We start from the raw sequence: 23,650 nt of genomic DNA on the forward strand, positions 1-23,650 counted from the left end.
GCGCCGCGTAGATCCGCGCCGCTCCGCGCAAATCCGCGCTGCGACGCAACAGCGCTCACTCACGCTCACCCCGGCGCCGCCGCCGCCCAGGCGCGGGCCGCATCGCCCCACAGGTTCATACGCAATCGCGTCCGCGCCGAGGACAAACGCGCCGAACGAGTTCGCGCTTGCGCGCCGCGCGCGACTTTTGCTTCGCGCATCGCACTTTCGCCGGGCGCGCGCGGCTAGCGTGCGTTCCCGACGCGAAGCAGCCCGCGCTATGCCAGCCAGCCGACGTCGCCGCGACCGCGCAGCGCGCGCGGCCGCGCGCGCTGGCCCGGGCCGTCTCGCCGCGAAGCGGAAGCCTCCGCTTCGTTCATCGAGGAGCCAGGGGAACAGGACATGCCGCAGACCTTCCATACCTTCGCCACCGGCGCGCGCGCGCCGGCGCTGCCGCTGCTGGCGGCGGCGCTGACGCTCGCGCTGGCCGCCTGCGGCGACGGCAACGTCAAGCCCGAAGCCGCTGTCCAGGCCGCTGCGCAACAGCGGTGGAACGACGGGCCGCCGCCGCCGCCGCTGAGCGCGACCATTCCGCAGGACGTCAGCGTGCCGCAGGCCAACCCCAACCTGCAGGACCTGCAGGACGATTTCGACCTGCTGTCGTGGCAGTCCTTCGTCGCGGTGAACTGGCCGGCCGGGCCCGACGGCAATCCCAAGCCCGGCGCGACCATCGGCCCGGACGTGCCGACGGTGTGGGAGAACTGGAAGGAAAGCCGCGAGATCTTCCTGCCCGGCGGCGCCACGCCGCTGCCGTGGGGCCAGGACACGCCGCCGCCGGCGGTGTGCAAGGGCTTGGGCGATGCGACCTTGCACCTGACCCAGGTCGGCAAGACGCCCAACGTGCTCGACGAAAGCGGCGAGCCGTTCGAGACCGGCCCGTTGATCGACCAGAACGGCCAGTACGTGCGTTTCGCGATCCTGACCAACCGCGACATGTTCGACAACATCGTCGCCAACGGCCTGTACAGCACGGCCGGCCAGAAGAAGTTCGGCAAGCCCGCGAACTTCGCCCTGCCCAAGGGCTCGCCCAACGTCGGCGCGATCATGATCAAGTCGGCGTGGAAGGTGCTCGGCGCCAACGACGACGCCGCCCGATTCCACACCGCCAAGGCGCTGGTCTACACCAATCCCGGCGAGAACGAGGGCGTGCAGGCCGCGTGCAAGCTGCAGACGATGGGCCTGGTCGGGCTGCACATCGCGCACAAGACCGGCAGCGCGCCGCAGTGGGTGTGGTCGACCTTCGAGCACGTGGACAACGTGCCCACCCAGGGCGAGCCGATCGACAAGCCGCGCTACAACTTCTTCGACAAGAACTGCACGACCTGCCAGGTCAACCAGCCGCCGCCGCGGCCGTGGAATCCCAACAACCCGCACACCGTGCCGACCCAGGTGATGCGCGAGATCCCGCTGACCGACTCCACCAAGCGGCTCAACGCGACCTACCAGGCGCTGCTGCAGAAGAACTATCCGGGCACGGTGTGGGCCAACTACGAGCTGATCAGCACGCAGTGGCCGACCAAGGCCAACAACCCGATCGACCCGACCGGCAATCCCGCGCCGAGCTTCCTCGCCAACGCCACCTTGGAAACCTACATCCAGGGCCGGGTGCCGCTGGCCTCGTCGAGCTGCATGGCCTGCCACAACAACGCGACCATGAACAACCAATTGCCCTCGGATTTCACCTACCTGCTGCAGCGCGCGCAATAAGGGGACAGCGACATGGTGTTCGACTACATGGATTACTTCGTCAGCATGAGCGTCGGCCTGACCGGCTTCGCCAGCGAGGCGATCGCGCCGGAAATCGATCCGGTCGGAATCAAGACCGTCTACTTGCAGGCGTTCGACGAGAAACTGCCCGACGGCATGGCCGAGCAGATCCTGGAGCGCTACAAGGCGCTGTTCGAGGCCGCCGGCGGCAAGCCGGGCAACGAAGAGCAGATCGTCGGCCAGATGCTCGGCGGCAGCGGCACCACGCCCGCGCAGATACTGGCGATGCGCCAGCTGATCTTCCTGTGGTACGCCGGCGCCTGGCCGAGCGTGCAGTACGACGACAGTCCCTCGCGCGGGCAGACCTTCAGCAGCGTGATTTCCGCCGAGAGCTACACCCAGGGCCTGGTGTGGCGGGTGATGCAATCGCATCCGATGGGCAGCTCGACCTACAACTACGGTTACTGGGCCACAGACCCGCCGCCGCTGTCGGCCTATCTGGAGAATCCGGTATGAGCATCGTCACCCCTCCCGGCGGCTTCGACGTGGTGATCGTGGGCTCGGGCATCTCCGGCTCGATCATCGCCTACCAGCTCGGCAAGGCCGGCAAGAAAGTGTTGATCCTCGAAGGCGGGCCGCCGGTGCCCAAGAGCCGCGAGGACTACATGCAGACCTTCTTCACCGCCGACGCCAAGACCCCGGAATCGCCGTACCCGCCGACCACCCAGGGCGCGAGCGGCACCGGCAACGCGCTCGGCCAGCCCGACCCGGCCACGCTCAACACCCCGCGCTACACGGTGCTGCAGATCAACGCCTGGCAGGACCCGAAGCAGTGCTACTTCATCTACGGGCCGCAGGCGGCGACCTCGCCCAGCGACCCGCAGATGACCTTCGCCTTCGGCAGTTCCTACGAACGCGTCGCCGGCGGCACCACATGGCATTGGCTGGGCACCTCGCTGATGCACCTGCCCAACGATTTCCAGCTCAAGACCAAATACGGCCAGGGCGTGGACTGGCCCAACGGGGCGAAGTTCTACGAGCAACTGCTGCCGTACTACCGCGCCGCGACCGAAGTGATCGGCGTGTCCAGCGACCGCGATCCGATGGTCGACCTGTACAAGACCTTCAACGTGCAGCCCGGCGGCGTGTACGGGCCGGACTACGATTTCCCGATGCCGGGGATCGTGCCCTCGACCAACGACGCGCTGTACCAGCGCAACGTGACCGCGCTGAAGATCGACGGCATTTCGCTGTTCGTGACGCCGACGCCGCAGGGGCGCAACTCGCGTCCGGGCAAGCGCCGCCAGTGCGCGGGCAACACCAATTGCATCCCGATCTGCCCGATCCAGGCCAAGTACGACGGCACCGTGACCCTGGCCCAGGCGCTGCAGACCGGCAACGTGCAGATCCAGTACCAAAGCGTGGCCAGCAACATCCGCCTGAAGGACAAGCAGGTCAGCGGTATCGACTACCTGACCTACGACACCCAGACCGGGCCGTCCACCGGCGGCGGCACCGCGGTGGGCAAGCGCTACGTGCTGGCCGCGCACGCGATCGAGACGCCCAAGCTGTTGCTGATGTCCAACGGCAACCCCGGTTATCCCAACGGCGTGGCCAACAGCTCCGGCCAGGTCGGGCGCAACCTCATGGATCACGTGATGTACCTGGCCTGGGGCCTGGCCAAGGCGCCGGTCTACGCTTATCGCGGGCCGCTGGCGACGTCGGGCATCGAGGCCGCGCGCGACGGCGCGTTCCGCAGCCAGCGCGCGGCCTACCGCATCGAGATCGGCAACGAGGGCTGGAATTGGGCGGCCAACGATCCCAACACCACGCTCGCCGATTTCGTGTTCGGGCAGAACAACACCCAGCTCAACGGCAATTCGGTCAACGCGCAGGGGCAGGCGCTGCGATTCGATCCGAACCTGCCGGCCTACAGCCAACTCTACGGCTCGAAACTGGTGAACGCGCTCAACGGCGTCTATGTCCGGCAGTTGCGCCTGGGCTACCTGATCGAGCAGCTGCCCGATCCCGACAACCGGGTGACCCTGTCGACCCAGTACAAGGACCGCCTGGGCCTGCCGCGGCCGCAGGTGACCTACCGCATCCGCGAGGACTACGTGCGCAACGCCTTCGTCTCGGCCAAGCAGGCCTCGACCGAGATCTTCAAGGCGCTCGGCGCGATCGAGTACACCCAGGAACCGCAGAACGCGCAGCTCAGCGGGCCCAAGGCCTCGGCCACGACCTTCCGCTACCAGGGCCAGAACTTCATCTTCTACGGCGCCGGCCACATCATCGGCACCTACCGCATGGGCAGCAGCGCCGGCGATTCGGTGCTCAACGCGCGCCAGCAATCCTGGGACCACGACAACCTGTACATGGTCGGCAGCGGCGTGTTCCCGTCCACCGCGACCGCGAACCCGACCCTGACCATCGCCGCGCTGGCGCTGCAGGCGGCGGACAACCTGCTGCACGACCTGGGCTGAGGCGGGGGACTGCTGTTGTGGGAGGGACTTCAGTCCCGATGCTTTTGGCTCAGGTGCGGCAGGACCTGCATGAGGGTCGATTCGATCTGAGCGGAAAGCATCGGGACTGAAGTCCCTCCCACAAAATCCTAGCCGGCGGGCGGCTCCAGCCCGCGCAACAAGCGTTGCGCCACTTCGCGCAGCTGCGCCACCCGCTCGGCGCCGTCGATCAACTCGAATTCCACCCCGGTCAGCGCCAGCAGCGCCAGGATCTCCTCGGCGCTGTCGCCGCGCACGTGCAGCAGGCTGCTGCTGTCGTCGATGTGTTCGAGCACGCCGCACCACGGCGGCAGGGTCGGCGCCAGCGTCTCGGCGCTGCCGCGCAGGCGCACGCGCACGCGCAGGCCTTCGCCGCTGATGACCTGGCTGATCGAGCGCTGCACGTAGGCGGCCACGTCCTCGGGGAACTTGCGCGGCACGAAGCCGCCGCCGCAGCGCAGGCTGCGGATGCGGTCGGCGCGGAACAGCCGCCAGTCGTCGCGGCTGCGGTCCCAGGCCAGCAGGTACCAGCGCCGGCCGCTGTTGACCAGGCGCAGCGGCTCGATGGTGCGGCTGCTGGCGCGGCCGCCGCGGTCGCTGTAGTCCAGTTCCAGCAGGCGATGGTCGCGGCAGGCGCCGGCCAGTTCGGTCAGGGTGTCGACGTCGGGGCTTTCCTGGCTCTGGCCCAGGCTCAGGGTCACCGAGTACAGCGCGCCGACCCGGCGGCGCAGCCGCGCCGGCAGCAATTGGTCGAGCTTGCCGAGCAGGCCGACCGCGGTGTCCTCGATCCGCGCCACGCTGCTGGCGGCGCTGCGCAGCGCCACCACCATCGCCACCGCCTCGTCGTCGTCGAGCAGCAGCGGCGGCAGGCTGGCGCCGGCGGCGAGCCGGTAGCCGCCGCCGACCCCGGCCGAGGCCTGCACCGGATAGCCCAGTTCGCGCAGCCGGTCGACGTCGCGGCGGACCGTGCGCGCGTCCACTTCCAGGCGCTCGCACAGCTCCGCCCCGGTCCAGTGGCGGCGCGATTGCAGCAGCGACAGCAGTCGCAGCAGGCGGGTCGAGGTCTTCAGCATGGGGCCCAGTGTAAAACCCATTGAGGACATATCCTGTCCTCAAAGCGGGGTAATCTGGCTGCGAACCGGGGAACCGCCCCGGCACCACCGAACCGGAGCCACCGCCATGACCGTCCAGACCTACCAGGCCAGCTGCCATTGCGGCGCGATCCGTTACGAAGTCGACCTCGACCTGGACGCCGGCACCTCGCGCTGCAACTGCTCGATCTGCGGCAAGCTGCGCAAGTGGGGCGCGATCGTGAAGCCCGACGCGTTCCGCCTGCTCGCCGGCGATGTGGCGGACATGGGCGACTACCAGTTCGGCACCTTCAGCGGCCACCACCGCTTCTGCAAGCAATGCGGCGTCCACGCCTTCGGCGAAGGCGAACTCGAGGTGCTGGGCGGCAAGTACTACGCGATCAACGTGGCCTGCCTGGACGTGGACCACGCCGTCCTCGCCGCCGCGCCGGTGCGGTTCATGGACGGCCTGCACAACAACTGGTTCGAACTGCCGGCGGTGACCGCGCACATGTAAACCGCGACGCACCCGCGTGACCTGACTGTAGGAGCGGCGCAAGCCGCGACCGCGAACCCGCGACGACGACGAACCCCGCCGCCCCGCGAAAAAGCGCGTCCGCTACCGGCGCCGAAACCGAAAAGCGCCTTGTCGCGACCGACAAGGCGCCCAGGACGATCCGAAGCCTTCGATCGCGATCCGATCACGGATAGATCAGCGGGCACTGGTAATAGCAGTGGTCGATGTTGATCAGGCGGCATTCCTCGCCGCCGCCCGCCGCCTGACAGCGCTCGATCTCGATCTGCTGGCAGTTGGAGACGCAGGCCAGGTCGTAGTCCTGGCCGGCGAACGCGGCAGCGGCGAAGCTCAGTCCGAACGCGAAGGTGCACAGCGCTGCCAGTTGCGTCTTTCGGGCCATGTTCCCACTCCTTGGATGCCCGGGATCGGGCGCGCCGAGCTTAGCAACCGCGCTGCGCGCCGCCGCCGCGCCGGCCGGCTTCAGCCGATGGATGGCGGCGCAGGCCCGGCGCATTGCGACACCGCTCCCGATCCGGACGACCGTGCGCCTCGCGCACGGCGGCGTTTGCGCTGCACTGCCGAAGGATCGTCCGCATCGCCCGTGCGCGGCGGCGGGCGAATCCAGGACCGAACCCGCCCGCAGGCACCGGCCATGCTCGACGCCCTTCACGCGGAGTCCGGCATGAGCGAGCACACCCCACACAGCGGCACCTTCCACGGCGGCTGCCACTGCGGCGCGGTCCGTTTCCGCGCGCAAGTCGATCCCGCCCAGGGCAGCGTGCGCTGCAACTGTTCGCTGTGCGCGCGCATTCGGCGCTGGGCCGCGATCCTGGCGCCGTCGGCGTTCGAACTGCTCGAAGGCGAGGACGCGTTGGCCGACTATCGCTTCGGTCGCGGCGTGGCGCGGCACCGGTTCTGCCGGCATTGCGGCGTGCACGTGTTCGCGCAGAACCACGTCGAGGAACTCGGCGGCGACTACGTGTCGCTGAGCCTGGCCTGCCTCGACGTCGCGCCGCAATGGCTGGCGGCGGTGCCGGTGGCCTACCTCAACGGGCGCGACGAGGATTGGGCGCGGCCGCCGGCGGTGACGGCGCATATGTGAGCGGCGGGGTTCGTCGCGATCTTTGCGCCGCGGCCAAACCCGCGCATGCTTGGCGACGCTCCCCACGCGCGAATCCGATGGACACCCACGCCCTCAAGAAAGTCTGCCGCAGCTATCCGGGCGTCGAGGAAAAACGCCACGCCGCGCCATCGAACATCCTGGTCTACAGCGTCGGCGGAAAGTTCTTCGCCTACTTCAAGACCAGCGAGCCCGAGCGCTGGCGTTTCAGCTTCAGGGCCAGCGCCGAGCGCTTCCTGGAACTGACCGGCGTTCCCGGAATCAAGCCGGCGCGCTTCATGGGGCGGCACCACTGGGTCACCGTGGTCGATGTGCGGCAGATGCCGGCCGACTACCTGCGCGAACTGGTGGACTGGTCGTACCGGCGCGCGCTCGGCAACCTCAGCCGCAAGCGCCAGGCCGAGGCCCTGGACGGCGCCAGCGACGCGGTGCGCGCGCGGCTCACGCCGCTGGCGCCGCCGAAAGCGCGCCCAAGGCTGCTAACGCATTCTCGATCCGCGCATCGAGCGGGTGGCCGTAGTTGAGGCGCAGGCAGCGCCCGTAGCCGCGTTCGGCCGAGAACATCGGCCCTGGCGCGATGCTGATGCCGCGTTGCGCGGCCTGCCGCTGCAGGGCCAGCGCGTCGCGGCCCGGCGGCAGCTCGATCCACAGGAAATAGCCGCCGTCGGGACGGGTGACGCGGGTGCCGGCGGGGAAATGCCGGGCGACCGCGTCCAGGTACGCGGCCTGCTGCTGGGCCAGGGTCTTGCGCAGCCCGCGCAGGTGGCGCTCGTAGCTGCCGCGCTGCAGGTAGCGCGCGATCGCCAGTTGCGCCGGCACGCAGGTCGACAGGGTGTTGGTCAGCTTGAGCCGCGCGACTTGCTGGGTATAGCGTCCCGGCGCGGCCCAGCCGATGCGGTAGCCCGGCGCCAGGGTCTTGGAGAACGAGGAGCAGTGCAGCACCAGCCCGCGGGTGTCGAAGGCCTTGGCCGGCAGCGGCCGGCGCGCGCCGAAGTGCAGCTCGCCGTAGACGTCGTCCTCGATCAACGGCAGTTCGTAGCGCGCGAGCAGCTGCACCAGTTCGCGGGTCTTGGCTTCGGGCAGGCTGGCGCCGAGCGGATTCTGGAAGCTGGTCATCAGCCAGCAGGCCTTGGGCGCGTGGCGGCGGATCGCCGCTTCCAGCGCGCCCAGCTCGATGCCCTCGCGCGGGTGGGTGGGCACTTCCACCGCGCGCAGGCCGCGGCGCTCCAGGGTCTGCAGCGCGGCGTAGAAGCACGGCGACTCGACCAGCACCGCGTCGCCGGGCTGGGCGACCGCGGCGATGCACAGGTTCAAGGCTTCGATCGCGCCATTGCAGACCACCAGGTCGCCCGCGCCCAGCTCGACGCCTTCGACCCGGTAGCGCAGGGCGATGTGGCGGCGCAGTTCGGCGTTGCCCGGGGTGAGGTCGTCGACGGTACTGCGCGGGTCCAGGTGCACCGCCTCGTGCGCCATCGCCCGGCCGAGCTTGGCCAGCGGGAACAGCGCCGGGCTCATGAAGGCCGAGCCCAGCGGCACGATCTCGCGCGCCATCGCCGATTCCAGCACTTCGAACACCAGCGCGCTGACGTCGACCGGCCGCGACTCGCCCTGCGGCGCCGAGGCGGTGTCCGGCTCCGGCGGCAGCTGCAGCGCCGCCGGCGCGACGTAATACCCCGAGCGCGGCCGCGCGCGCACCAGCCCCTGCGCCTCGAGCAGGTAATAGGCCTGGAACACCGTCGCCGGACTGAGCTTGCGCGCCGCGCTCGCCTGGCGCACCGACGGCAGCCGCTGTCCGGGCTGCAGCAGCCCCTGCCGGATCGAGCGGGCGAGGTCGTTGGCGAGGGCTTGGTAGCGCTTCATGGGGGCGGCAAGGGAGCAGCGGCGCAGGACGCGGGAAATGGAGGGCGCGAGATGGGGAATGGCGAGGCGAGCCCGTCTTCAACCGCTCCCGGTTGCCCGTTGCTGGTTCTCGCTATTTCATGCGACTGATCCGGTTTTTTGCTCCGAATCTGAGTCTACGCAATCTGTGCCGATAGGCGAACAATGGACCCCGCAGCAAAGGCTGCGCGAACGTCCAAGCACATGAACCCGCAAATCGAACTCAACCTGGCGCTGATCCTGTTCATCCCCTGGTTCTCGATCCTGGCCTGGCTGTTCTGGGCCTATCCGCGCCAGCCGCGTTCGGCCGCGCGCACCGTCTTCGACAGCGCCAGCTTGGTCCTGGCCACGCTGGCGGCGTTCTGGGGCATGCATTGGGGCATGTACAACGCCGACCCGCACGCCGGCGCGATCTGGAAGCAGGTGCTGGCCACCTCGGTCGCCTACGGCCTGTTCCTGGCGGTGATGACCGCGGCGCTGCTCGCGCGCTGGCGCTGGCTGCGCGGACGCCGCGTCGCCGCCTGACTTTTCCGTCCCCCATCGCCCATCCGGGCAAGGTCGCACCATGAAACTGCTGTTCGTCGCCGCGTTTCTCGCCGTGATCGTCTACAACCTCGGCGCCGGCTTGTATTACATGCTGGTCGACAAGGGCACCAGCAAGCGCACCGTCAACGCGCTGACCCGGCGCATCGGCTTCTCCATCGCGTTGATCGCGCTGGTGGTCGTCGGCATCGCCACCGGCGTGGTCCAGCCGCACGGCGTCGGCGTCTGATCCGCCGCCGCGCGCGCGGCGGCCCAGGCGCGCGCGGCCGTCGCCGCGCCGCGGTCGGACTGGCTGCCGCCCGGCAGCGCTAGACTCGGCGTTCCCGCCCCGAGCGAACGCGAACCATGACCGAGCCGCGCCTCGTCCGCCGCGACGAACCGACCGAGTTCTACCTCAGCGAACGTTGCCACGTGGTCGAACACTGGAACTCGCCCGACGACGCGCAGGCCTCGATCGCCCGCATCCGCGTCGCGCCGGGCACGACCACGCAGTTGCACCGCCTGCGCGGTACCGCCGAGCGCTACCTGATCCACACCGGCCGCGGCCGCATCGAAGTCGAAGGCCTCGCGCCTGCCGACGTGGGGCCGGGCGATACCGTCTTCATTCCCGCCGGCGCCGCCCAGCGCATCGCCAACCTCGGCGACGACGATCTGATGTTCCTGGCGATCTGCACGCCGCGCTTCGTGCCGGAGTGCTACGAAGACCTGGAGTCGCCCGGCGCATGAACACCGCGGACGCACGACGCCCCGACCTGAGCGAACGCTACTTGGGCTGCCTGCTCGGCCTGGCCTGCGGCGACGCGGTCGGCACCACCGTGGAATTCAAGGCGCGCGGCGATTTCGCGCCGCTGACCGACATGACCGGCGGCGGCCCGTTCGGCCTGCGCGCGGGCGAATGGACCGACGACACCTCGATGGCGCTGTGCCTGGGCGCGAGCCTGCTGCACTGCCGCGGCTTCGATCCGCGCGACCAGATGAACCGCTATTGCAACTGGCGCGCGCACGGCTATCTCAGCAGCAACGGCGAGTGTTTCGACATCGGCGCGACGGTGAGCGCGGCGTTGGACCGCTACCTGCGCAGCGGCGATCCCTACGCCGGCGATCCCGGCCCGCGCGCGGCCGGCAACGGCGCGCTGATGCGGCTGGCGCCGGTGCCGATGCTGTGGCGGCGCGATCCCGAGCGGCTGCGCCGCTACGCCGCCGAATCCACCCGCACCACCCACGGCGCGGCCGAGGCGCTGGATTGCTCGCGCCTGTTCGCAAGCCAGCTGCGCGCGGCGCTGATGGGCGCCGGCAAGGAAGCGGTGTTGACCCCGGCGATGCCGCCGCCGCAAAGCGCGAAGGTCGCCGCGATCCACGCGCGCGGCTACGCGGGCAAGCGCGAGGACGAAATCCGCGGCAGCGGCTACAGCGTTGAGTCGCTGGAAGCCGCGCTGTGGTGCTTCCTGCACACCGAGTCGTTCGAAGCCGCGATCCTGCGCGCGGCCAACCTCGGCGAGGACGCCGATACCACCGCGGCGATCTGCGGCCAGGTCGCCGGCGCGTTCTACGGCGTGCAGGGCATCCCGCCGGCCTGGCTGCAGCGCCTGGTCATGCGCGAGGACATCGCGGCGATGGCGCAGGCGCTGCTGGCGTTGTCGGAACAGCCGTTCGAGGCGGCGGAGTAGACGCCGCCCCGTTGCCGCGCGCGGCTCAGGCCGCGGTTACGTCGCGCAGTTCCCAGCCGCTGCCGGCGAGCAGGCGCAGGCGGTGCTTGAGCACGGTGCCCGACAGCGCGGTCACTACGGTCAGGTCCATGCGCAGGTCGCGCTGCTCGCCGACCACGGTGGCGTTGGGATCGGTCGCGCCGAGGCTGGGATCGACCTCGTCCGGATCGGGCTGCTTGGCGCGCCAGCGCTCGAACAGCGCATCGCTGCGCAGCGCGTCCTGCAACTGCGCGGCGAAGCCCTCGGAGCTGATCGCGGTGAAGGACAGGTCGGCATCGCTGCCGCGGGCGCGGTCGGCGTCGGGAATGCTGAGGAAGTAACGGGTGGCCATTCGCATCTCTCGGTGAGTGGGCGCGTTCAGATTAATGAGCGGCGCATGGCTCGGGCGTGAAGTGGGTCGAGCCGGCGCGAGTCTCGCGCCTGAATACCCAACCCCGTCATGCGCCGCGTTTGCCGACCCTGTCGGCCGGCCGATCTGTGATTGCCCGCGCAACCGTTGAGACGCGCGCGCACGACACTGCGCGGCCGATGCGGACCGCCGCGCCGCCGTTTTACAAGGACGTAACTTCATGACCACCGCCACCCGCGCGGGCGCGCCGCTGGCCGCCGTCGCGCTGGCGCTCGCCGCCGGCACGCTGTGGGGATCGCTGGGACTGATCGCCCGCGCGCTGCTCGGTTACGGCCTGGGCGCGGCGCAACTGGCGCTGCTGCGCCTGGGCGGCGCGTTCGCGGTCACCTTGCTGGTCGCGCTGGCGCTGCGCCGGGCGCGCGCGTTGAGCCTGCGCCAGTGGGGCTGGCTGGCGGCGATCGGCGCGGTCTGCCAGGCGTTGGGCAGCGTGTCGTTCGCCGCCGCGGTGGACGGCGCCGGCAGCAGCCTCGCGATCGTGCTGCTGTGCATGGGGCCGCTGTTCACCGCCGCGATCAACCGCATGTGCTTCGGCGAACGCCTCGACGGCGCGGCCTGGCGGCTGGTGCTGCTGGCGCTGTGCGGATTGGCGCTGACCGTGCTGTGCGGCCGCGGCGAACCCGCCGCCGCCGGGCTGTTCGCCGCGCCGTGGTATGCCGGCGTCGCCTGCGGCCTGGTGTCGGGCCTGTGCTACGGGGTGTTCCCGATCTTCGCGCGCGCGCTCGGCCCGCTCGATACCTGGGTGGTGGTCAGCGCCAGCCTCGGCCTCGGCGCGGCCTTCCTCGCGCCGCTGCTCGGCGCCGCGCCGGCGGCGTTGCCGGCGTTGTCGAACGTCCACGCGTGGCTGTGGATCGCCGCGTTGATCCTGATTCCGACCGTGTTCGCCGACGTGCTGTACGTGCGCGCGATCGCGCTGGGCGGGCCGATGCTGGCGACCGTGTTCGCCCTGGTCGAGGTGCCGGCCGCGGCGCTGTACGCGTGGTGGTGGCTGGCCGCGCCGATCGCGCCGGCGCAGTGGTTCGGCATCGCCTTGTTCTGTTCCGGCCTGGCCGGGTTGGCGTGGCGCCGCGGCACCGCCGCGGCGGCGCCGGCGGCTACGGCCGATCTTCCCGCCGTGCAACCGGAGACACCGTCATGACCATGCTGCAACGCCTCGCCCTGCCGCCCGCGTCCGCGCCCGATGCGCCGGAGCGCATGCACGCGCTGATCGAGCGCACCCTCGAACTGGACCGCCATGTGCAGCGGCGCGCGCGCGCCGACCTGGCCGCATTGCCGGAACTGGCGCTCGCGCCCGGCGCGCGCGCCGCGCTGGGGCCGAAGTACCCGGCGCGCGCGTTCGCCTACCTGGAGGAACTCGATCGCGACCAAGACGATGCGCCGGCCGACGAGGCGGCGCTGCTCGACGAGGCCGCGCGTTTCTTCCGCGGCGCGATCCGCCCGCAGTCGCGGCACTCGCTGTTCAACATGGTGCCCGAGCCCAGCGTCGAGTCCACCGCCGCGGCCTGGCTGGCCACCGCCTACAACGCCAACAGCCTGATGGACGCGTTCGGCGGCGAAGCGCTGCTGATCGAGCAACAGGTCGCGCGCAAGATCGGGCGCTGGGCCGGCTGGCCGCAGGCGATGGGGATTTCCTGCAACGGCGGCAAGTTCACCATCATGTACGCGATCAAGTCGGCGCTGGGCCGGATCGCGCCGGAGTCGATCCGAGAAGGCCTGCCGCGCGACCTGACGATCCTGTGCAGCGAAGGCGCGCACTACTGCGTCGAGCACGCCGCCAGCCTGCTCGGGCTGGGTTCGGGCCACTGCCTGCGCGTGCCCAGCGGCAGCGACGGGCGCATGCGGCCCGATGCGCTGCGGCGCATGCTCGACGAACAGCACGCGCGCGGGCGCCGGGTCGCGGCGATCGTGTGCTGCGGCGGCACCACGATCAACTTCAACTGCGAAGACACGCGCGAAGTGCGCGACATCGCCGAAGCCTTCGCGCGCGAACACGGCCTGCCGCAGCGGCCCTACCTACACCTGGACAGCGTGATCGGCTGGCTGTACCTGAGCCTGCTCGACGCCGACGAGGCGCGGCTGCGCGAGCGCGTGCCCGATCCGCGCGGCCGCGCGCGCATCGCCGAAGTGCTGCGGCGCCTGCGCGGCGTCGACGGTTTCGACTCGCTCGGCGTGGACTTCCACAAGGACGGCCTGTGCCCGTACGCGAGCAGCTTCTTCGTCGCCCGCGACCGCCGCTTCATGGACGAACTCGGCGACGGCAGCTATCGCTACGGCGACCACGACTTCCAGTACGGCCAGTTCCGCGCCTACCGCTACACCTTCGAGAACTCGCGTCCGGGGCAGGGCATCCTGGCGGCGTGGATGAACCTGCGCCGGCTCGGCCGCGCCGGTTACGGCGACTACCTCGCCGGCCTGCACCAGGCGCGCGACGCGCTCGCCGACGCGCTGCAACGCCACGGCCTGTTCCGCGCGCTCAACCGCGCCAGCCTCGGCTGGGAGTTGGTGTTCGAGGCGCCGTTCGCGCCGGACCTGATCGAACTGGCGCCGTCGTATCAGGATTTGGCGCTGGGCTTCATGCAGGAGTGCTGGGACCGGGTCAACGCCGGCTACGACCTGCCTTTGTTCAGCATCGTGCCGGGCTATCGCATCGACAACGATCCCGGCGCGGTCACCACCGGCTTCCTGCTGTACCCGATGCAGCCGCGCAGCGATGCGCAGTGGGACGAGGCGGTAGCGCACATCGCCGCGCAGTTCCACGACTTCCAGGCGCGGCTGCGCGCGCAGCCGCGCGCGTTGGGCGCGAGCGCGTTCGAAAAACCCATTCGCTGACCACGGAGCCGCCGCCATGACCCTGATGACCGACCCCGCGCCGGCGCAGTCCGCGCCGCGCGACGCCTTCGCTTTGCTCAAGACCCTGGCCGAGCGCCAGCGCGCGCGCCAGGACGCGCCCGGCTTCGCCGGCGCGCCGCTGCTGGACCTGTCGATCGGCAATCCCGACCTCGCCCCGGAGCCGCGCTGGCGCGAGCGCCTGCAGCACTACGTCGGCCGCGACGACCTGCACGGCTACGGCGAGTTCCGCGCCGACCTCAACCAGCGCCTGCGCGAGCGCTTCGCTGCCTATTACCAGCGCCGCTTCCTGCCGCCCGGCGCACCGGCGCTGCTCGATCCGCAGCGCCACGTGGTCGACCTGCTCGGCTCCAAGGAGGGCATCTTCCACAGCCTGTTCGCTTGCCTGCAACCGGGCGAGGCGGTGCTGATGCCCGATCCGTCCTACACCGTCTACCAGAGCACCGCGCGCCTGCTCCGCGCGCGGGTGGAACTGTTCGCCTGCGACGAGCGCGGCCAGCCGCAGCTGGAATCCATCCGCGCCGAACAACTGCAGGGCGCGCGGGTGTTGGTGATCTGCTCGCCGAGCAATCCGACCGGCATCGCGCTGGCGCCGGCCAGGCTGGAGCAGGTGCTGGACTTCGCCCGGCGCCACGACCTGTACGTGGTGATCGACCGCGCCTACGCCGAGATCGCGTTCGAGCCGCCGCGCGGCGGCGTGCTCGGCGGCGCCGCGTTGCCGGCGCCGGGCGCGCTGGAACGGGTGCTGGAATTGCACAGCCTGAGCAAGTCCTGCGGCGTGGCCGGCTGGCGCATCGGCTTCGCCGCCGGCGCGCCGGCGTTGGTGGCGAAGATCCGCGCGGCCAAGTTCAACGCCGACTTCGGCACCTTCCTGCCGCTGCAGTGCGTGGCCGCGGAGATGCTCGACGAACTGGAAGCCATCGCCGCGCGCAACAGCGCCGTCTATGCCGCGCGCATGCGCCGCTTCGTCGACGGCGCCGCCGCGCTGGGCTGGCGCATCGCGCCCTCGCACGGGACCTTCTTCCTGTGGGCGCCGCTGCCGCCGGGTTTCGACGGCGACGATCTGGACTTCGTCGAAGCCCTGCTCGACGCCACCGGCGTGCTGGTCGCGCCTGGTAGCGGCTTCGGCCCCGGCGGGGCGGGCCGGGTGCGGGTCGCGCTGGTGCAGTCCGAGGCCGTGCTCGACGAGGCGCTGCGGCGGTTGCGCGCGTGGCCGGCGTTGCGGCGCGACGCGGCGGCCTAGGCGCGCGGGGCCGAAGCCGAGCGGGCCGCGCGATGAGCGCGGCCCCAAACGCGACTGCCCCGCGCGGGGCGGGGCAGTCGCGATGCGTCGCAGAAGCGCGGCTTAGTCCTCGTCGTGGTCGTGCGCCTGGTGCGGCCCATGCCCCTTCGGGCAATGGCAGACCGAGGTCGGCCCGTACTCGGCGCCGAAGGTGCGGCCGTCGCGATGGCGCTGCCAGTAGAACAGCGGCGCCTTCTCGGCCTTGTTGCCGATCTCGGCCATGTCCGCATCGACGTCGAACAAGCGCCCGTCGACCATCACGTAGCGGGTGTCGATGGTGGCGCGGATGTTCTCCAGCGGATTGCTGTTGAGCACCACCAGGTCGGCCTTCTTGCCCGCTTCCAGCGAGCCCAGCGACTTCGACAGGCCCAGGTAGTCGGCGCCGTCGATGGTCGCCGCGCGCAGCGCCTGGAAGTTGCTCATGCCGCCCTGGGTCAGCATCCAGATTTCCCAGTTCGCCGACAGCCCCTGCAACTGGCCGTGGCCGCCGACCTGGATCTTGATCCCGGCGTCGCGCAGCGTCTTGACCGACTTGGACACCTGCACGTGCCAGTAATCCCAGTCCGGCGCGGTCTCGCGGCGGATCGAGCGCGCGTCCAGGGTCTCGCGCGGGAAGAAGCGGTTGAGCTTCTTGTCCTCCCACACGTTGTCGCGCGCGTACCACCAGTATTCGCCGGACAGCCCGCCGTAACTGACCACCAGCGTCGGCGTGTTGCGCACATCGGTCTGCCGCCACAGCTCGACCACGTCCTTGTACAGCGGCGCGACCGGGATGTTGTGCTCGATGCCGGTGGCGCCGTCGAGGATCATCGGCAGGTTGTGGTTGAAGGTCGAACCGCCTTCCTCGACCACCAGCATGCCCAGCTCGCGCGCGGCCTGGTTGATCTGCTGGTGCTGCTCGCGCCGCGGCTGGTTGTAGCTCTTGACCGAGAACGCGCCGTTGGCCTTCATCCGGCGCAGGTGGCTGCGCGCGTCGTCGAGCGAGTTGACCACCGCCTTGAAGTCGCCGTCGGCGCCGTACAGGATCGTGCCGGTGGAGAACACGCGCGGGCCGACCATCTTGCCGGCCTTGACCAGTTCGGCCTCGGAGAACACGAACTCGGTGGTCGCCGAGGGATCGTGCATGGTGGTGATGCCGAACGCCAGGTTGGTGTAGTACGCCCAGTTCTGCTGCGGCACCACGCCCTGGCCGAAGTGCGCGGCGTGGGCGTGCACGTCGATGTAGCCCGGCAGGATGGTCTTGCCGCTGGCGTCGATGCTGCGCGCGCCGGCCGGCACGGCGGTCGAGGCGCTGGGGCCGACGGCGAGGATCTCGTCGCCGCGCACCACCACGGTCGCGTCCTCGATCACTTCCTGCGCCTTGTCGGCGTCGCGCATGGTCACCACCCGCGCATGGGTGAAGGCGACGGTGTCCTTGGGCGCGTACACCGGCACTTCCAACCCGACCGCGATGCCGCGCTCGTCGGAGGACGGCTTGGCGACGCTCGTCGGCGCGCCCGGCAGGAACGCGAACGCCTGGTTGAGCGCGCGCGAGTGGTACTGGTTGCCGACCATCCAGTGCAGCGACTTCGAATCGGCCGACCAGTGCAGGTAGCTGCCGACGTCGGCGCTGACCGGCGCCACCGGCAGCGCCTTGCTGTCGCGGCTGAGTTCGACCGAGCCGGTGCCGGTCATCATCGGCGCGACATAGGCGTTGAACAGTTCGGTGAACGCCACCCACTTGCCGTCGGGGCTGATGCTGATCGAATCGACGTACTTGAGGTTGAAGACTTCGCGCTCGTCCTCGCCGTTCAAGCCGACCGACATCAGCTTCTTCTTCAAGCCGCCGCCGGTGAGGTAATACACGCGGCTGCCGTCGGCGCTGAACTGCGGCGACTCGCCGCTGGCGGCCACGCGTACCGGCTTGCCGCCGTCGGCGCTCATCACGTAGATGCCGCGGTCCACCGACCACAGGCTGCCGGTGAGGCCGCCGCCGCCGGTCTTGGCGTAGACGATGCGGCGCCCGTCCGGCGAGAAGCGCGGGCTGTAGAAGAAGCCCTTGTCCTGGGTCAGGCGCTTGCCGCCGCCGCCGCCCGCACCGGTGACGTAGATCGCGCTGAGCGCGGCGTCGGACCAGGTGGTGTAGAGCAGCTTGCCGCCGTCGGCGCTGAAGCTGGGCTGGTATTCGTAGAGGTTGTCGTTGCCGGTCAGGCGCTCGGGCCTGCCGTCGGGCAGGCGCTTGCGCCACAGCTGGCCGACCGCGTGGAAGATCAGGGTCTTGCCGTCGGCGCTGGTGGCGACGTCGCGGATCATCTTCGGGTCGAAGCGGCCGGCGTCGAGTTTCTGCTCGAAGCGCAGCGCCTGCGCGACGGTCTGCTCGATGTGGGCGCTGAACGCAATCTGCGCCGGCTTGCCGTCGGCCATGCCCACGCGCCACAGCTTGCCCTGCGCCCAGATCACCACCGACCTGGAGTCCGGCGTCCAGGCGAAATTGGCGTAAGGGCCGAAGATCGCCCAGGCCTCCTGCATGTCGTGCGAAAGCCCGTCCCACACCGGCCTGGCTTCGCCGCTGGCGAGGTCGAGCACGTGCAGCACCGACTTCTCGCGGATGCGCTTGACGAAGGCCAGCGACTTGCCGTCGGGCGAGGGCTGCGGGCGCACCGCGCCGCCGGCGGTGTCGATCACCGTGCTGGTCTTGCCGGTCTGGCGGTCCAGGCGCTTGATCGCGTAGATGGTGTCGTGCGGGTTCTTGTTGTACTGGAAGCTCGGGCCGCCGGTGACGTCCTCGGAGAAATACACGTAGCGGCCGTCCGGCGACACCGCCGGTTCGCCGAGGTCCTGCTGGTCGTTCTTCTGCTTGGTCAGCTGCAGGCCGCCGCCGCCCGCGGCGGCGTGGTAGATCCACAGCTCGCCGGCGCCGAGCGAGCGCTCGCCGGTGAAGTGCTTGCGCCCGATCAGGTACTGGCCGTCGGGCGTCCACGCCGGGTTGTTGAGCAGGCGGAAGTCTTCCTTGGTCACCGCGACCGGGTTGCCGCCGTCGCGGTTCATCCGCCACAGGTTGTTGCCGCCGCCTCGGTCGGAGGTGAAGGCGATCTGGCGGCCGTCGGGCGAGAAGCGCGGCTGTACGTCCCAGGCCGGACCGCTGCTGATGCGCCGGGCCTGGCCGCCGCCGATCGGCAGCAGGTAGATGTCGCCGAGCAGGGAGAAGGCGATCTCGCGGCCGTCGGGCGACACGTCCAGGTCCATCCAGGTGCCTTCGTCGGTGTCGAAGGCGATGGTCTTGGTCGGGCCGTGGGCGGCGTTGACGTCCCACTTCTTCTCGTCCTTGTCGCCGGCCTTGGCCGCGCCCTTGGCGGTCGCCGCCGGCGCGCGCGCCGGGTCGGTGCCAACGGGCTTCAGCGCGTCCTGTTCGAGCTGGGCGGCGGGCTTGTCGGCGTCCTGGCCTTTGCGTTCCTGGGGAGCGGGGGCCGGCGGCGTCTGGGCGAAGACCGGAGCGGCGAGCGCGCTGGCGAGCGCGAGGGCGAGCAGGCGGTGGCTGGGCATGGAGCGGATACCTGGGACGGACAGTCCGGCAGGCTAACCCGGTCCGCATCGCAGCGGCCTGGGCTGGAAGTCCTGTTCGCCGCGTTTCGAGGCCGCTGCTGTTGTGGGAGGGCCTTCAGGCCCGACGCTTTCCGGTCCGATCGCCGCGATCTGGAACAAGAGCGTCGGGCCTGAAGGCCCTCCCACAACCGCCGAAGCGGGCCGCTTCAGGCGCCGCGCGCCTCAGCCGTCCCAGGCCGCCTGTTCGGTCGCCAGCCCCAGCGCCAGCGCGCCCTTGCCGATGTTGACCATGCCGGTCAGGCTCATCAGGCTCTCGAACAGCTCGACCTTGTGCTCCTGGCAGGCCAGGCGCAGGGTCTCGTAGCCGGACAGCGCGCGCAGTTCGCCGAGTTCGCCGCCGTAGCTCAGGCACACCGTCGGAGTCAGCAGTTCGTTGCGGGTCACCCGCCGTGCGGCGAATTCCAGCAGCTTCTGCGCCGCGGCCTCGTAGGTCTTGATCTTGGCGATCGGCCCGGTTTCGCCGCGGTTGCAGTGCAGCACCGGCTTGATGTCCAGCGCGGTGCCCAGGGTCGCGCTGAGGAAGCTCACGCTGCGGTCGCCGCGGTGGCGGGTGCGCGCGCGCAGGTAGTTGAGGTCGCGCGGGATCAGGTAGCCATGGGTGGCGTTGACCAGTTGCTCCAGGCGCGCGCGGATCTTCGGCGGCGGCTCGTCGGCCGCGCGCATGCGCACCGCCTCGACCGCGGTGATGCCCTGCGCCGCGAACAGGTTCAAGGTGTCGATCACCCGCAACGAGAACGGCGTGTTGATGCCGGCGGCGCTGCGCACCGGCTTGTAGTCGTTGAGGATCGCGAAGCTGGCCTGGTTGGCGTTGTCGAACACCGGACTGCGGGTCTTGGTGATCGTCATGCAGAACACGTAGTCGTAGTCGATCGCCAGCTGGCTCACGAACAGGTCGCGCACCTGTTGCACGGTGAACGGCGTGGTCTCGGCCTCGAAGCCGCGCTCGGCCAGGTGCGCCTGCAGGAACTGCAGCGTGGCCTCTTCGTTGCGGTGGTCGGCCAGCACCGCCTGGCCGATGCGCACGGTGATCGGCAGCAGGTGGATGTTGTGCTGCTGGAGATACTCCAGCGGCAGGTCGCAAGCGGAGTCGACGACGATTCCAATGCGCATGGGTCCCCCCCCGGGTTCTTGGCGCGTGGCTATCGAATGTGACCGGCAGCATACCCGCGGCGGCGCCGGCCGCGCACTCACGCAGGCCGGCGCCGTTCGGGCATTCGTTCAGGCCCGGCGGTGCACCGCGACCGGCAGCTGTTTCAGCCGCTGCATTTCGGGATCTTCAAGCATTTCCGGATGTTGCAGCGCGTCAAGGGCGAAATCGTGTGCATCGTTGCCCCAGAACAGTTCTGGTCCGATGCTCAGCGTGGGCACGCCGAATACACCGGCAAGCAAAGCCGATTCGGTATTCGCGCGCAACGCGGTCTTGACCGATTCGCTGCCGACGGTTTGCGCGGCCACGCCCAGCGCCGCCGCGACCGGGCCCAGCGCCTCGACGCTGTCGCCGGCCTGGCCCTGGCCCCAGATCCAGTCGAAGATCGCCTGCACCGCTTCGGGCGTATTGCCGGCGGCCACGCTCAGGCGCAGCGACGCCAGCGGGTTGAACGGGTGCGCCGGCGGGAAGCGCAGCGGCACGCCCGCGCGGCGCGCCTGCCACAGCACGTGGCGATAGGTGAACTCGCGCTTGCCCGGAATTTCCGCCGGCCCCTTGTGGCTGTGCGCGGCCAGCAGCGCGCCGAACGCCACCGGCACCAGCGCGACCGGCCGCTGCGCGGCCAGCGCGCGCACCCGCTGCCACTGCAGGTAGGCGAACGGCGAGATGAAGTCGAAGTACCAGCGCAGCGCGGGGGTGCTCATCGCAGGCTCCTTATTTCCAGGCGCCGAGGATCGCGCCGTAGAGGACGAACTGGACGATGTGGTAGCCGCTGTCGATCATCCACAGCTTGAGGCTGCGGCCGGCGAAGGCGTAGTTGATGCCGAAGCTCATCGAGACGAAGAACAGGCCGACCACGAAGCCGACGCCGAAGCCGTCCACCGCGGTCGCCTGCGGCGGCATCAGCGCGGCGAAGATGGTCGCCGACAGCAGCGCGCAGACGATGGCGGTGGCGAACACACGGCCGGCGTGAGCGGGCTTGGCGTCCGGATCGACCCCGGCCTCGCGGCACCAGGCCTTCTTGAACAAGGGCCCGTACCACAGCCCGCCGAGGACGAACGAGGACGCGGTGGCGGCGGCGATGGCGAGCCAGTTGACCTGGTCGAGCGGGACGTTCATGCGGGACTCCGGAAGCGGTGCGTGAGGCGATTGCGTGGGGCGGGCGCCCGGCCATGCGCAGCGGGCGCGCGGCGGCGTGGCGCGCCGTGGGGCAAGCATACGCCGTGGCGGCGGGGCGGGGCGTTGGCCGCGCGCCGCGCCGGCTGCGCGCGACGGCGGCCGCGCAGCGCGTCGCGTGCGGCGGCGCCCGCGCGAGCCGGCGGCGTCCGCGCGCGGCGGGCTATCGCCGCTGGCCGGCGTCGGGCATTGTGCCCGCCATGACCGAACCCCTTGCCGCGCGCATCCGCGACTCGCGCCTCGCCTCGACCGCAGCGCTGTTGCTGTCCTTCGCCCTGCCGTTCCTGTGGGCGCTTTCGACCCGCCTGGTCTGGGAACTGGGCAAGCGCGTGCCGGGCAGCGTGAGCGATACCTCGATCGCGTTGCCTTCCGGGCTGTCGCTGGTGACGATCGTGCTCGTCGCGTGGCTGATCAGGTTCGCCGCGTTGCGCAGCCGAGTGCGTTCGCAGCGGCGCGCGGCGTGGATGGCCGACACGCTGGCGGTCGCGGCGTTCTGCGCCTGCTTCACCTGGCAGTTCGGCCGCGCGGATTGGAATCCGTGGCCGGAACCGGGATCGACCAATATCTTCCCGCTGCGGTTCGCCGTGGCGGTGGCGTTGGGCTATGCCGGCAGCCTGTGCGTGGCGACGTATCTGGCGCCGCGAGCGGCTGCGGCGGAATCGGCGAAGGCTTCGGCCTGAGCGCGCCGCGCCGGCGAAGCGCTGCGCGGCCGCCGGGCGGGCTGACGTTGTAAGCGCCGAACCGCGGCGCCGGTGCGCCGTCTGCGACGGCAGGCGATGCGGCCGGCACCGGGGCGCCGGCCGCGTGGGCTCAGCGCCCCGCCGGCAGCGGATACGCCCGCGGCAATCCGTTGTCCGGATGCAGGTAGCGATCGCGCAGTTCGGTCTGGCGGCTGCGCATCTGGATCGCGCGGCCGTCCATCCACACCTGCAGTGCGACGCTGGCCACGTCGAGCGGGTCGCCGCTCCACAGCACCAGGTCGGCGCGCTTGCCCGGGGCGATCGTGCCGACTTCGCCGGCCACGCCGAAGGTCTCGGCCGGTATCCGGGTCAGCCCGGCCAGGCCGTCGGCCCACGGCAGGCCGGCGGCGACCGCGTTGCCGGCCAGCTGCCGCACCTTGCGCGCGTTGTGCGAGGCGCCGCCTTCGCTGAAACCCACCGCCACGCCGGCGGCGCGCAGGCGCGCGGCGTTTTCCATGCTGGCGCCCACCTGGTCGAAATCGCTGGGCAGGTTCGACAGCGGATTGACGAACACCGGCACCTTGGCCGCGGCCAGCTGCGGCGCCAGCCGCCAGGCTTCGGCGCCGCCGGCGATGGCGATGCGCAACTGATGCTTGGACGACCAGCGCAGCAACTGGCGGATGTCGGCGGCGCGGTCGACGCCGAACACGATCCGGCCGCCGCCGCCGAAATACTTCTGCAGCGTGGCGCGCCCGGCCGGGGTCAGCAGCGCGGCGTGGTTGTCGGGAGCAATGCGGCCGCGGGTTTCGTCGATGAGCTGGTCCAGGATCATCCACTGCGCCGCGCGCGAACTGCCGCTCAGGCCCAGGCTGTCCTTGCCCAGGCGCACGAACAGCACGCGCGGGCCGATCGGCTCGGCGCCGCCGTCCAGGCGTTCGACGCCGCCTTGTCCGGCGACGATCGAGCCGCCGGCGGCGGTGCCGGCGCCGAGCAGGGTCCAGCCGATGCCTTCGATCCGGGTCACCGGGATCAGCACCGAATCGGGGTTGTAGGCCAGGGTCACGTCGAACTCCGGCCGCACCGTCATTTCCTTGCTGTCGGCGCCGAGCGCGACGGTTTGGTCGACCGTGGATTTTTCGCCGGAGACTTCCTCCAGGCCGATCTCGCTGATGCCGCCGAACAAGGTCGGCGTCACCGGCTTGCCGGCCGCGTCGATCACCTGCGCGCCGGCCGGCGCGCTCAAGCCCTTGCCGACCGCGCGCACCACGCCGCCGGAGACCAGCACGTCGGCGTTCTCCAGCGAGCCCTGCGCGGTGGCGGTGTGGACGGTGGCGTTGCGGATCAGCACGTTCTGCGCGGACGCGGCGAAGCTGGCGCACAGCAGCGCGGCGGCGAGGGCGGTGCGGCGCATGGGTGCGGCTGCAGAACGGGGCGTAGCGAAAACGCGGC

23 protein-coding genes are annotated in these 23,650 nt (G+C 70.5%); 14 read left to right on the plus strand and 9 right to left on the minus strand.

What is annotated here, in order from left to right; translation table 11 throughout:
- The first annotated feature begins 381 nt into the window (after positions 1-381).
- Genes BLV01_RS17925 through BLV01_RS17935 form a run of 3 tightly spaced genes read left to right on the plus strand, consistent with a single transcriptional unit; the run spans position 382 to position 4,229 of the window.
- Positions 382-1,746 (plus strand): hypothetical protein, encoded by a 1,365-nt coding sequence (locus BLV01_RS17925; RefSeq protein ID WP_254782685.1) that lies wholly within the window; start codon positions 382-384, stop codon positions 1,744-1,746.
- A gap of 12 nt (positions 1,747-1,758) precedes the next feature.
- A complete protein-coding gene (locus BLV01_RS17930) occupies positions 1,759-2,262 on the plus strand; it encodes a hypothetical protein (protein ID WP_091802891.1) in 504 nt (167 codons plus the stop codon).
- Positions 2,259-4,229, plus strand: a complete 1,971-nt coding sequence (locus BLV01_RS17935) for a GMC family oxidoreductase (RefSeq protein ID WP_091802894.1) — start codon at positions 2,259-2,261, stop codon at positions 4,227-4,229. The genes BLV01_RS17930 and BLV01_RS17935 overlap by 4 nt, the downstream gene beginning before the upstream one ends.
- Before the next feature lie 128 nt (positions 4,230-4,357).
- Here BLV01_RS17935 and BLV01_RS17940 read toward each other — a convergent pair whose 3' ends face one another.
- The gene (locus tag BLV01_RS17940; protein WP_217633535.1) at positions 4,358-5,341 is read right to left on the minus strand and encodes a helix-turn-helix transcriptional regulator; all 984 of its coding nucleotides are present in this window, start codon (positions 5,339-5,341) and stop codon (positions 4,358-4,360) included.
- Positions 5,342-5,426: 85 nt separating this feature from the next.
- On the opposite strand from BLV01_RS17940, the gene BLV01_RS17945 reads away from it, so the two are divergent.
- Positions 5,427-5,834, plus strand: coding sequence for a GFA family protein (locus BLV01_RS17945; RefSeq protein ID WP_091802900.1), 408 nt, complete (start codon positions 5,427-5,429; stop codon positions 5,832-5,834).
- A 184-nt stretch (positions 5,835-6,018) separates the two neighbouring features.
- On the opposite strand, the gene BLV01_RS17950 is transcribed toward BLV01_RS17945, so the two are convergent.
- A complete protein-coding gene (locus tag BLV01_RS17950) occupies positions 6,019-6,234 on the minus strand; it encodes a hypothetical protein (protein ID WP_091802903.1) in 216 nt (71 codons plus the stop codon).
- A 282-nt stretch (positions 6,235-6,516) separates the two neighbouring features.
- Here BLV01_RS17950 and BLV01_RS17955 point away from each other — a divergent pair, with 282 nt between their 5' ends.
- Both BLV01_RS17955 and BLV01_RS17960 read left to right on the plus strand, forming a co-directional pair.
- The gene (locus BLV01_RS17955) at positions 6,517-6,936 is read left to right on the plus strand and encodes a GFA family protein (protein WP_091803205.1); all 420 of its coding nucleotides are present in this window, start codon (positions 6,517-6,519) and stop codon (positions 6,934-6,936) included.
- A gap of 77 nt (positions 6,937-7,013) precedes the next feature.
- Positions 7,014-7,478 carry an MmcQ/YjbR family DNA-binding protein gene (locus tag BLV01_RS17960; protein ID WP_091802906.1) on the plus strand — a complete coding sequence of 155 codons (465 nt, stop codon included), beginning with the start codon at positions 7,014-7,016 and terminating at the stop codon, positions 7,476-7,478.
- Here the strand turns inward: BLV01_RS17960 and BLV01_RS17965 are convergent.
- Positions 7,396-8,814: an aminotransferase-like domain-containing protein gene (locus tag BLV01_RS17965; RefSeq protein ID WP_091802909.1), complete on the minus strand. Its 1,419-nt coding sequence runs from the start codon at positions 8,812-8,814 to the stop codon at positions 7,396-7,398. The two genes, BLV01_RS17960 and BLV01_RS17965, sit on opposite strands and share 83 nt — an antisense overlap.
- A 222-nt stretch (positions 8,815-9,036) precedes the next feature.
- Here BLV01_RS17965 and BLV01_RS17970 point away from each other — a divergent pair, with 222 nt between their 5' ends.
- The 4 genes from BLV01_RS17970 (at position 9,037) to BLV01_RS17985 (ending at position 11,042) form a co-directional block, all read left to right on the plus strand.
- Positions 9,037-9,357, plus strand: coding sequence for a hypothetical protein (locus BLV01_RS17970; protein WP_091802912.1), 321 nt, complete (start codon positions 9,037-9,039; stop codon positions 9,355-9,357).
- 40 nt (positions 9,358-9,397) lie between these two features.
- Complete coding sequence (locus tag BLV01_RS17975) at positions 9,398-9,604, plus strand: twin transmembrane helix small protein (RefSeq protein ID WP_057949338.1); 207 nt, start codon at positions 9,398-9,400, stop codon at positions 9,602-9,604.
- Positions 9,605-9,720: 116 nt separating this feature from the next.
- The gene (locus tag BLV01_RS17980; protein ID WP_091802917.1) at positions 9,721-10,101 is read left to right on the plus strand and encodes a cupin domain-containing protein; all 381 of its coding nucleotides are present in this window, start codon (positions 9,721-9,723) and stop codon (positions 10,099-10,101) included.
- Positions 10,098-11,042 carry an ADP-ribosylglycohydrolase family protein gene (locus tag BLV01_RS17985; protein WP_091802920.1) on the plus strand — a complete coding sequence of 315 codons (945 nt, stop codon included), beginning with the start codon at positions 10,098-10,100 and terminating at the stop codon, positions 11,040-11,042. The genes BLV01_RS17980 and BLV01_RS17985 overlap by 4 nt, the downstream gene beginning before the upstream one ends.
- A 25-nt stretch (positions 11,043-11,067) precedes the next feature.
- Here BLV01_RS17985 and BLV01_RS17990 read toward each other — a convergent pair whose 3' ends face one another.
- Positions 11,068-11,412: a hypothetical protein gene (locus BLV01_RS17990; RefSeq protein WP_057949335.1), complete on the minus strand. Its 345-nt coding sequence runs from the start codon at positions 11,410-11,412 to the stop codon at positions 11,068-11,070.
- Between the two features lie 238 nt (positions 11,413-11,650).
- On the opposite strand from BLV01_RS17990, the gene BLV01_RS17995 reads away from it, so the two are divergent.
- Genes BLV01_RS17995 through BLV01_RS18005 form a run of 3 tightly spaced genes read left to right on the plus strand, consistent with a single transcriptional unit; the run spans position 11,651 to position 15,577 of the window.
- The gene (locus BLV01_RS17995; RefSeq protein ID WP_091802922.1) at positions 11,651-12,625 is read left to right on the plus strand and encodes a DMT family transporter; all 975 of its coding nucleotides are present in this window, start codon (positions 11,651-11,653) and stop codon (positions 12,623-12,625) included.
- Positions 12,622-14,316 (plus strand): pyridoxal phosphate-dependent decarboxylase family protein, encoded by a 1,695-nt coding sequence (locus BLV01_RS18000; protein WP_217633536.1) that lies wholly within the window; start codon positions 12,622-12,624, stop codon positions 14,314-14,316. The genes BLV01_RS17995 and BLV01_RS18000 overlap by 4 nt, the downstream gene beginning before the upstream one ends.
- A gap of 16 nt (positions 14,317-14,332) precedes the next feature.
- Positions 14,333-15,577, plus strand: a complete 1,245-nt coding sequence (locus BLV01_RS18005; RefSeq protein ID WP_217633537.1) for a pyridoxal phosphate-dependent aminotransferase — start codon at positions 14,333-14,335, stop codon at positions 15,575-15,577.
- Positions 15,578-15,679: 102 nt separating this feature from the next.
- Here BLV01_RS18005 and BLV01_RS18010 read toward each other — a convergent pair whose 3' ends face one another.
- The 4 genes from BLV01_RS18010 to BLV01_RS18025 all read right to left on the minus strand — a co-directional run bounded on the left by BLV01_RS18010 (position 15,680) and on the right by BLV01_RS18025 (position 21,464).
- Complete coding sequence (locus tag BLV01_RS18010) at positions 15,680-19,138, minus strand: amidohydrolase family protein (RefSeq protein WP_091802928.1); 3,459 nt, start codon at positions 19,136-19,138, stop codon at positions 15,680-15,682.
- Positions 19,139-19,360: 222 nt separating this feature from the next.
- Positions 19,361-20,308, minus strand: coding sequence for a DegV family protein (locus BLV01_RS18015; RefSeq protein ID WP_091802931.1), 948 nt, complete (start codon positions 20,306-20,308; stop codon positions 19,361-19,363).
- A gap of 108 nt (positions 20,309-20,416) precedes the next feature.
- Positions 20,417-21,049, minus strand: a complete 633-nt coding sequence (locus tag BLV01_RS18020) for a 2-hydroxychromene-2-carboxylate isomerase (RefSeq protein ID WP_091802933.1) — start codon at positions 21,047-21,049, stop codon at positions 20,417-20,419.
- 10 nt (positions 21,050-21,059) lie between these two features.
- The gene (locus BLV01_RS18025; RefSeq protein ID WP_175486080.1) at positions 21,060-21,464 is read right to left on the minus strand and encodes a DUF1761 domain-containing protein; all 405 of its coding nucleotides are present in this window, start codon (positions 21,462-21,464) and stop codon (positions 21,060-21,062) included.
- 53 nt (positions 21,465-21,517) lie between these two features.
- Here BLV01_RS18025 and BLV01_RS18030 point away from each other — a divergent pair, with 53 nt between their 5' ends.
- Positions 21,518-22,201 carry a hypothetical protein gene (locus BLV01_RS18030; protein WP_175486082.1) on the plus strand — a complete coding sequence of 228 codons (684 nt, stop codon included), beginning with the start codon at positions 21,518-21,520 and terminating at the stop codon, positions 22,199-22,201.
- Positions 22,202-22,331: 130 nt separating this feature from the next.
- On the opposite strand, the gene BLV01_RS18035 is transcribed toward BLV01_RS18030, so the two are convergent.
- Positions 22,332-23,612, minus strand: coding sequence for an amidohydrolase family protein (locus BLV01_RS18035; RefSeq protein WP_254782686.1), 1,281 nt, complete (start codon positions 23,610-23,612; stop codon positions 22,332-22,334).
- Between the last annotated feature and the right edge of the window lie 38 nt (positions 23,613-23,650).

The organism is Lysobacter sp. yr284 (genome assembly GCF_900107375.1).
GTDB lineage: Bacteria > Pseudomonadota > Gammaproteobacteria > Xanthomonadales > Xanthomonadaceae > Lysobacter.

Bases quoted from the DNA above. Each gene is read 5' to 3' on its own strand.
- BLV01_RS17990 (WP_057949335.1), bottom strand. From the start codon at position 11,412: ATGGCCACCCGTTACTTCCTCAGCATTCCCGACGCCGACCGCGCCCGC.
- BLV01_RS17940 (WP_217633535.1), bottom strand. From the start codon at position 5,341: ATGGGTTTTACACTGGGCCCCATGCTGAAGACCTCGACCCGCCTGCTG.
- BLV01_RS17950 (WP_091802903.1), bottom strand. From the start codon at position 6,234: ATGGCCCGAAAGACGCAACTGGCAGCGCTGTGCACCTTCGCGTTCGGA.
- BLV01_RS18005 (WP_217633537.1), top strand. From the start codon at position 14,333: ATGACCCTGATGACCGACCCCGCGCCGGCGCAGTCCGCGCCGCGCGAC.
- BLV01_RS18035 (WP_254782686.1), bottom strand. From the start codon at position 23,612: ATGCGCCGCACCGCCCTCGCCGCCGCGCTGCTGTGCGCCAGCTTCGCC.
- BLV01_RS17980 (WP_091802917.1), top strand. From the start codon at position 9,721: ATGACCGAGCCGCGCCTCGTCCGCCGCGACGAACCGACCGAGTTCTAC.
- BLV01_RS17925 (WP_254782685.1), top strand. From the start codon at position 382: ATGCCGCAGACCTTCCATACCTTCGCCACCGGCGCGCGCGCGCCGGCG.
- BLV01_RS17970 (WP_091802912.1), top strand. From the start codon at position 9,037: ATGAACCCGCAAATCGAACTCAACCTGGCGCTGATCCTGTTCATCCCC.
- BLV01_RS18010 (WP_091802928.1), bottom strand. From the start codon at position 19,138: ATGCCCAGCCACCGCCTGCTCGCCCTCGCGCTCGCCAGCGCGCTCGCC.
- BLV01_RS18015 (WP_091802931.1), bottom strand. From the start codon at position 20,308: ATGCGCATTGGAATCGTCGTCGACTCCGCTTGCGACCTGCCGCTGGAG.
- BLV01_RS17965 (WP_091802909.1), bottom strand. From the start codon at position 8,814: ATGAAGCGCTACCAAGCCCTCGCCAACGACCTCGCCCGCTCGATCCGG.
- BLV01_RS17960 (WP_091802906.1), top strand. From the start codon at position 7,014: ATGGACACCCACGCCCTCAAGAAAGTCTGCCGCAGCTATCCGGGCGTC.
- BLV01_RS17930 (WP_091802891.1), top strand. From the start codon at position 1,759: ATGGTGTTCGACTACATGGATTACTTCGTCAGCATGAGCGTCGGCCTG.
- BLV01_RS18025 (WP_175486080.1), bottom strand. From the start codon at position 21,464: ATGAACGTCCCGCTCGACCAGGTCAACTGGCTCGCCATCGCCGCCGCC.
- BLV01_RS17995 (WP_091802922.1), top strand. From the start codon at position 11,651: ATGACCACCGCCACCCGCGCGGGCGCGCCGCTGGCCGCCGTCGCGCTG.
- BLV01_RS17975 (WP_057949338.1), top strand. From the start codon at position 9,398: ATGAAACTGCTGTTCGTCGCCGCGTTTCTCGCCGTGATCGTCTACAAC.
- BLV01_RS17985 (WP_091802920.1), top strand. From the start codon at position 10,098: ATGAACACCGCGGACGCACGACGCCCCGACCTGAGCGAACGCTACTTG.
- BLV01_RS18000 (WP_217633536.1), top strand. From the start codon at position 12,622: ATGACCATGCTGCAACGCCTCGCCCTGCCGCCCGCGTCCGCGCCCGAT.
- BLV01_RS17935 (WP_091802894.1), top strand. From the start codon at position 2,259: ATGAGCATCGTCACCCCTCCCGGCGGCTTCGACGTGGTGATCGTGGGC.
- BLV01_RS18030 (WP_175486082.1), top strand. From the start codon at position 21,518: ATGCGCAGCGGGCGCGCGGCGGCGTGGCGCGCCGTGGGGCAAGCATAC.
- BLV01_RS17945 (WP_091802900.1), top strand. From the start codon at position 5,427: ATGACCGTCCAGACCTACCAGGCCAGCTGCCATTGCGGCGCGATCCGT.
- BLV01_RS17955 (WP_091803205.1), top strand. From the start codon at position 6,517: ATGAGCGAGCACACCCCACACAGCGGCACCTTCCACGGCGGCTGCCAC.
- BLV01_RS18020 (WP_091802933.1), bottom strand. From the start codon at position 21,049: ATGAGCACCCCCGCGCTGCGCTGGTACTTCGACTTCATCTCGCCGTTC.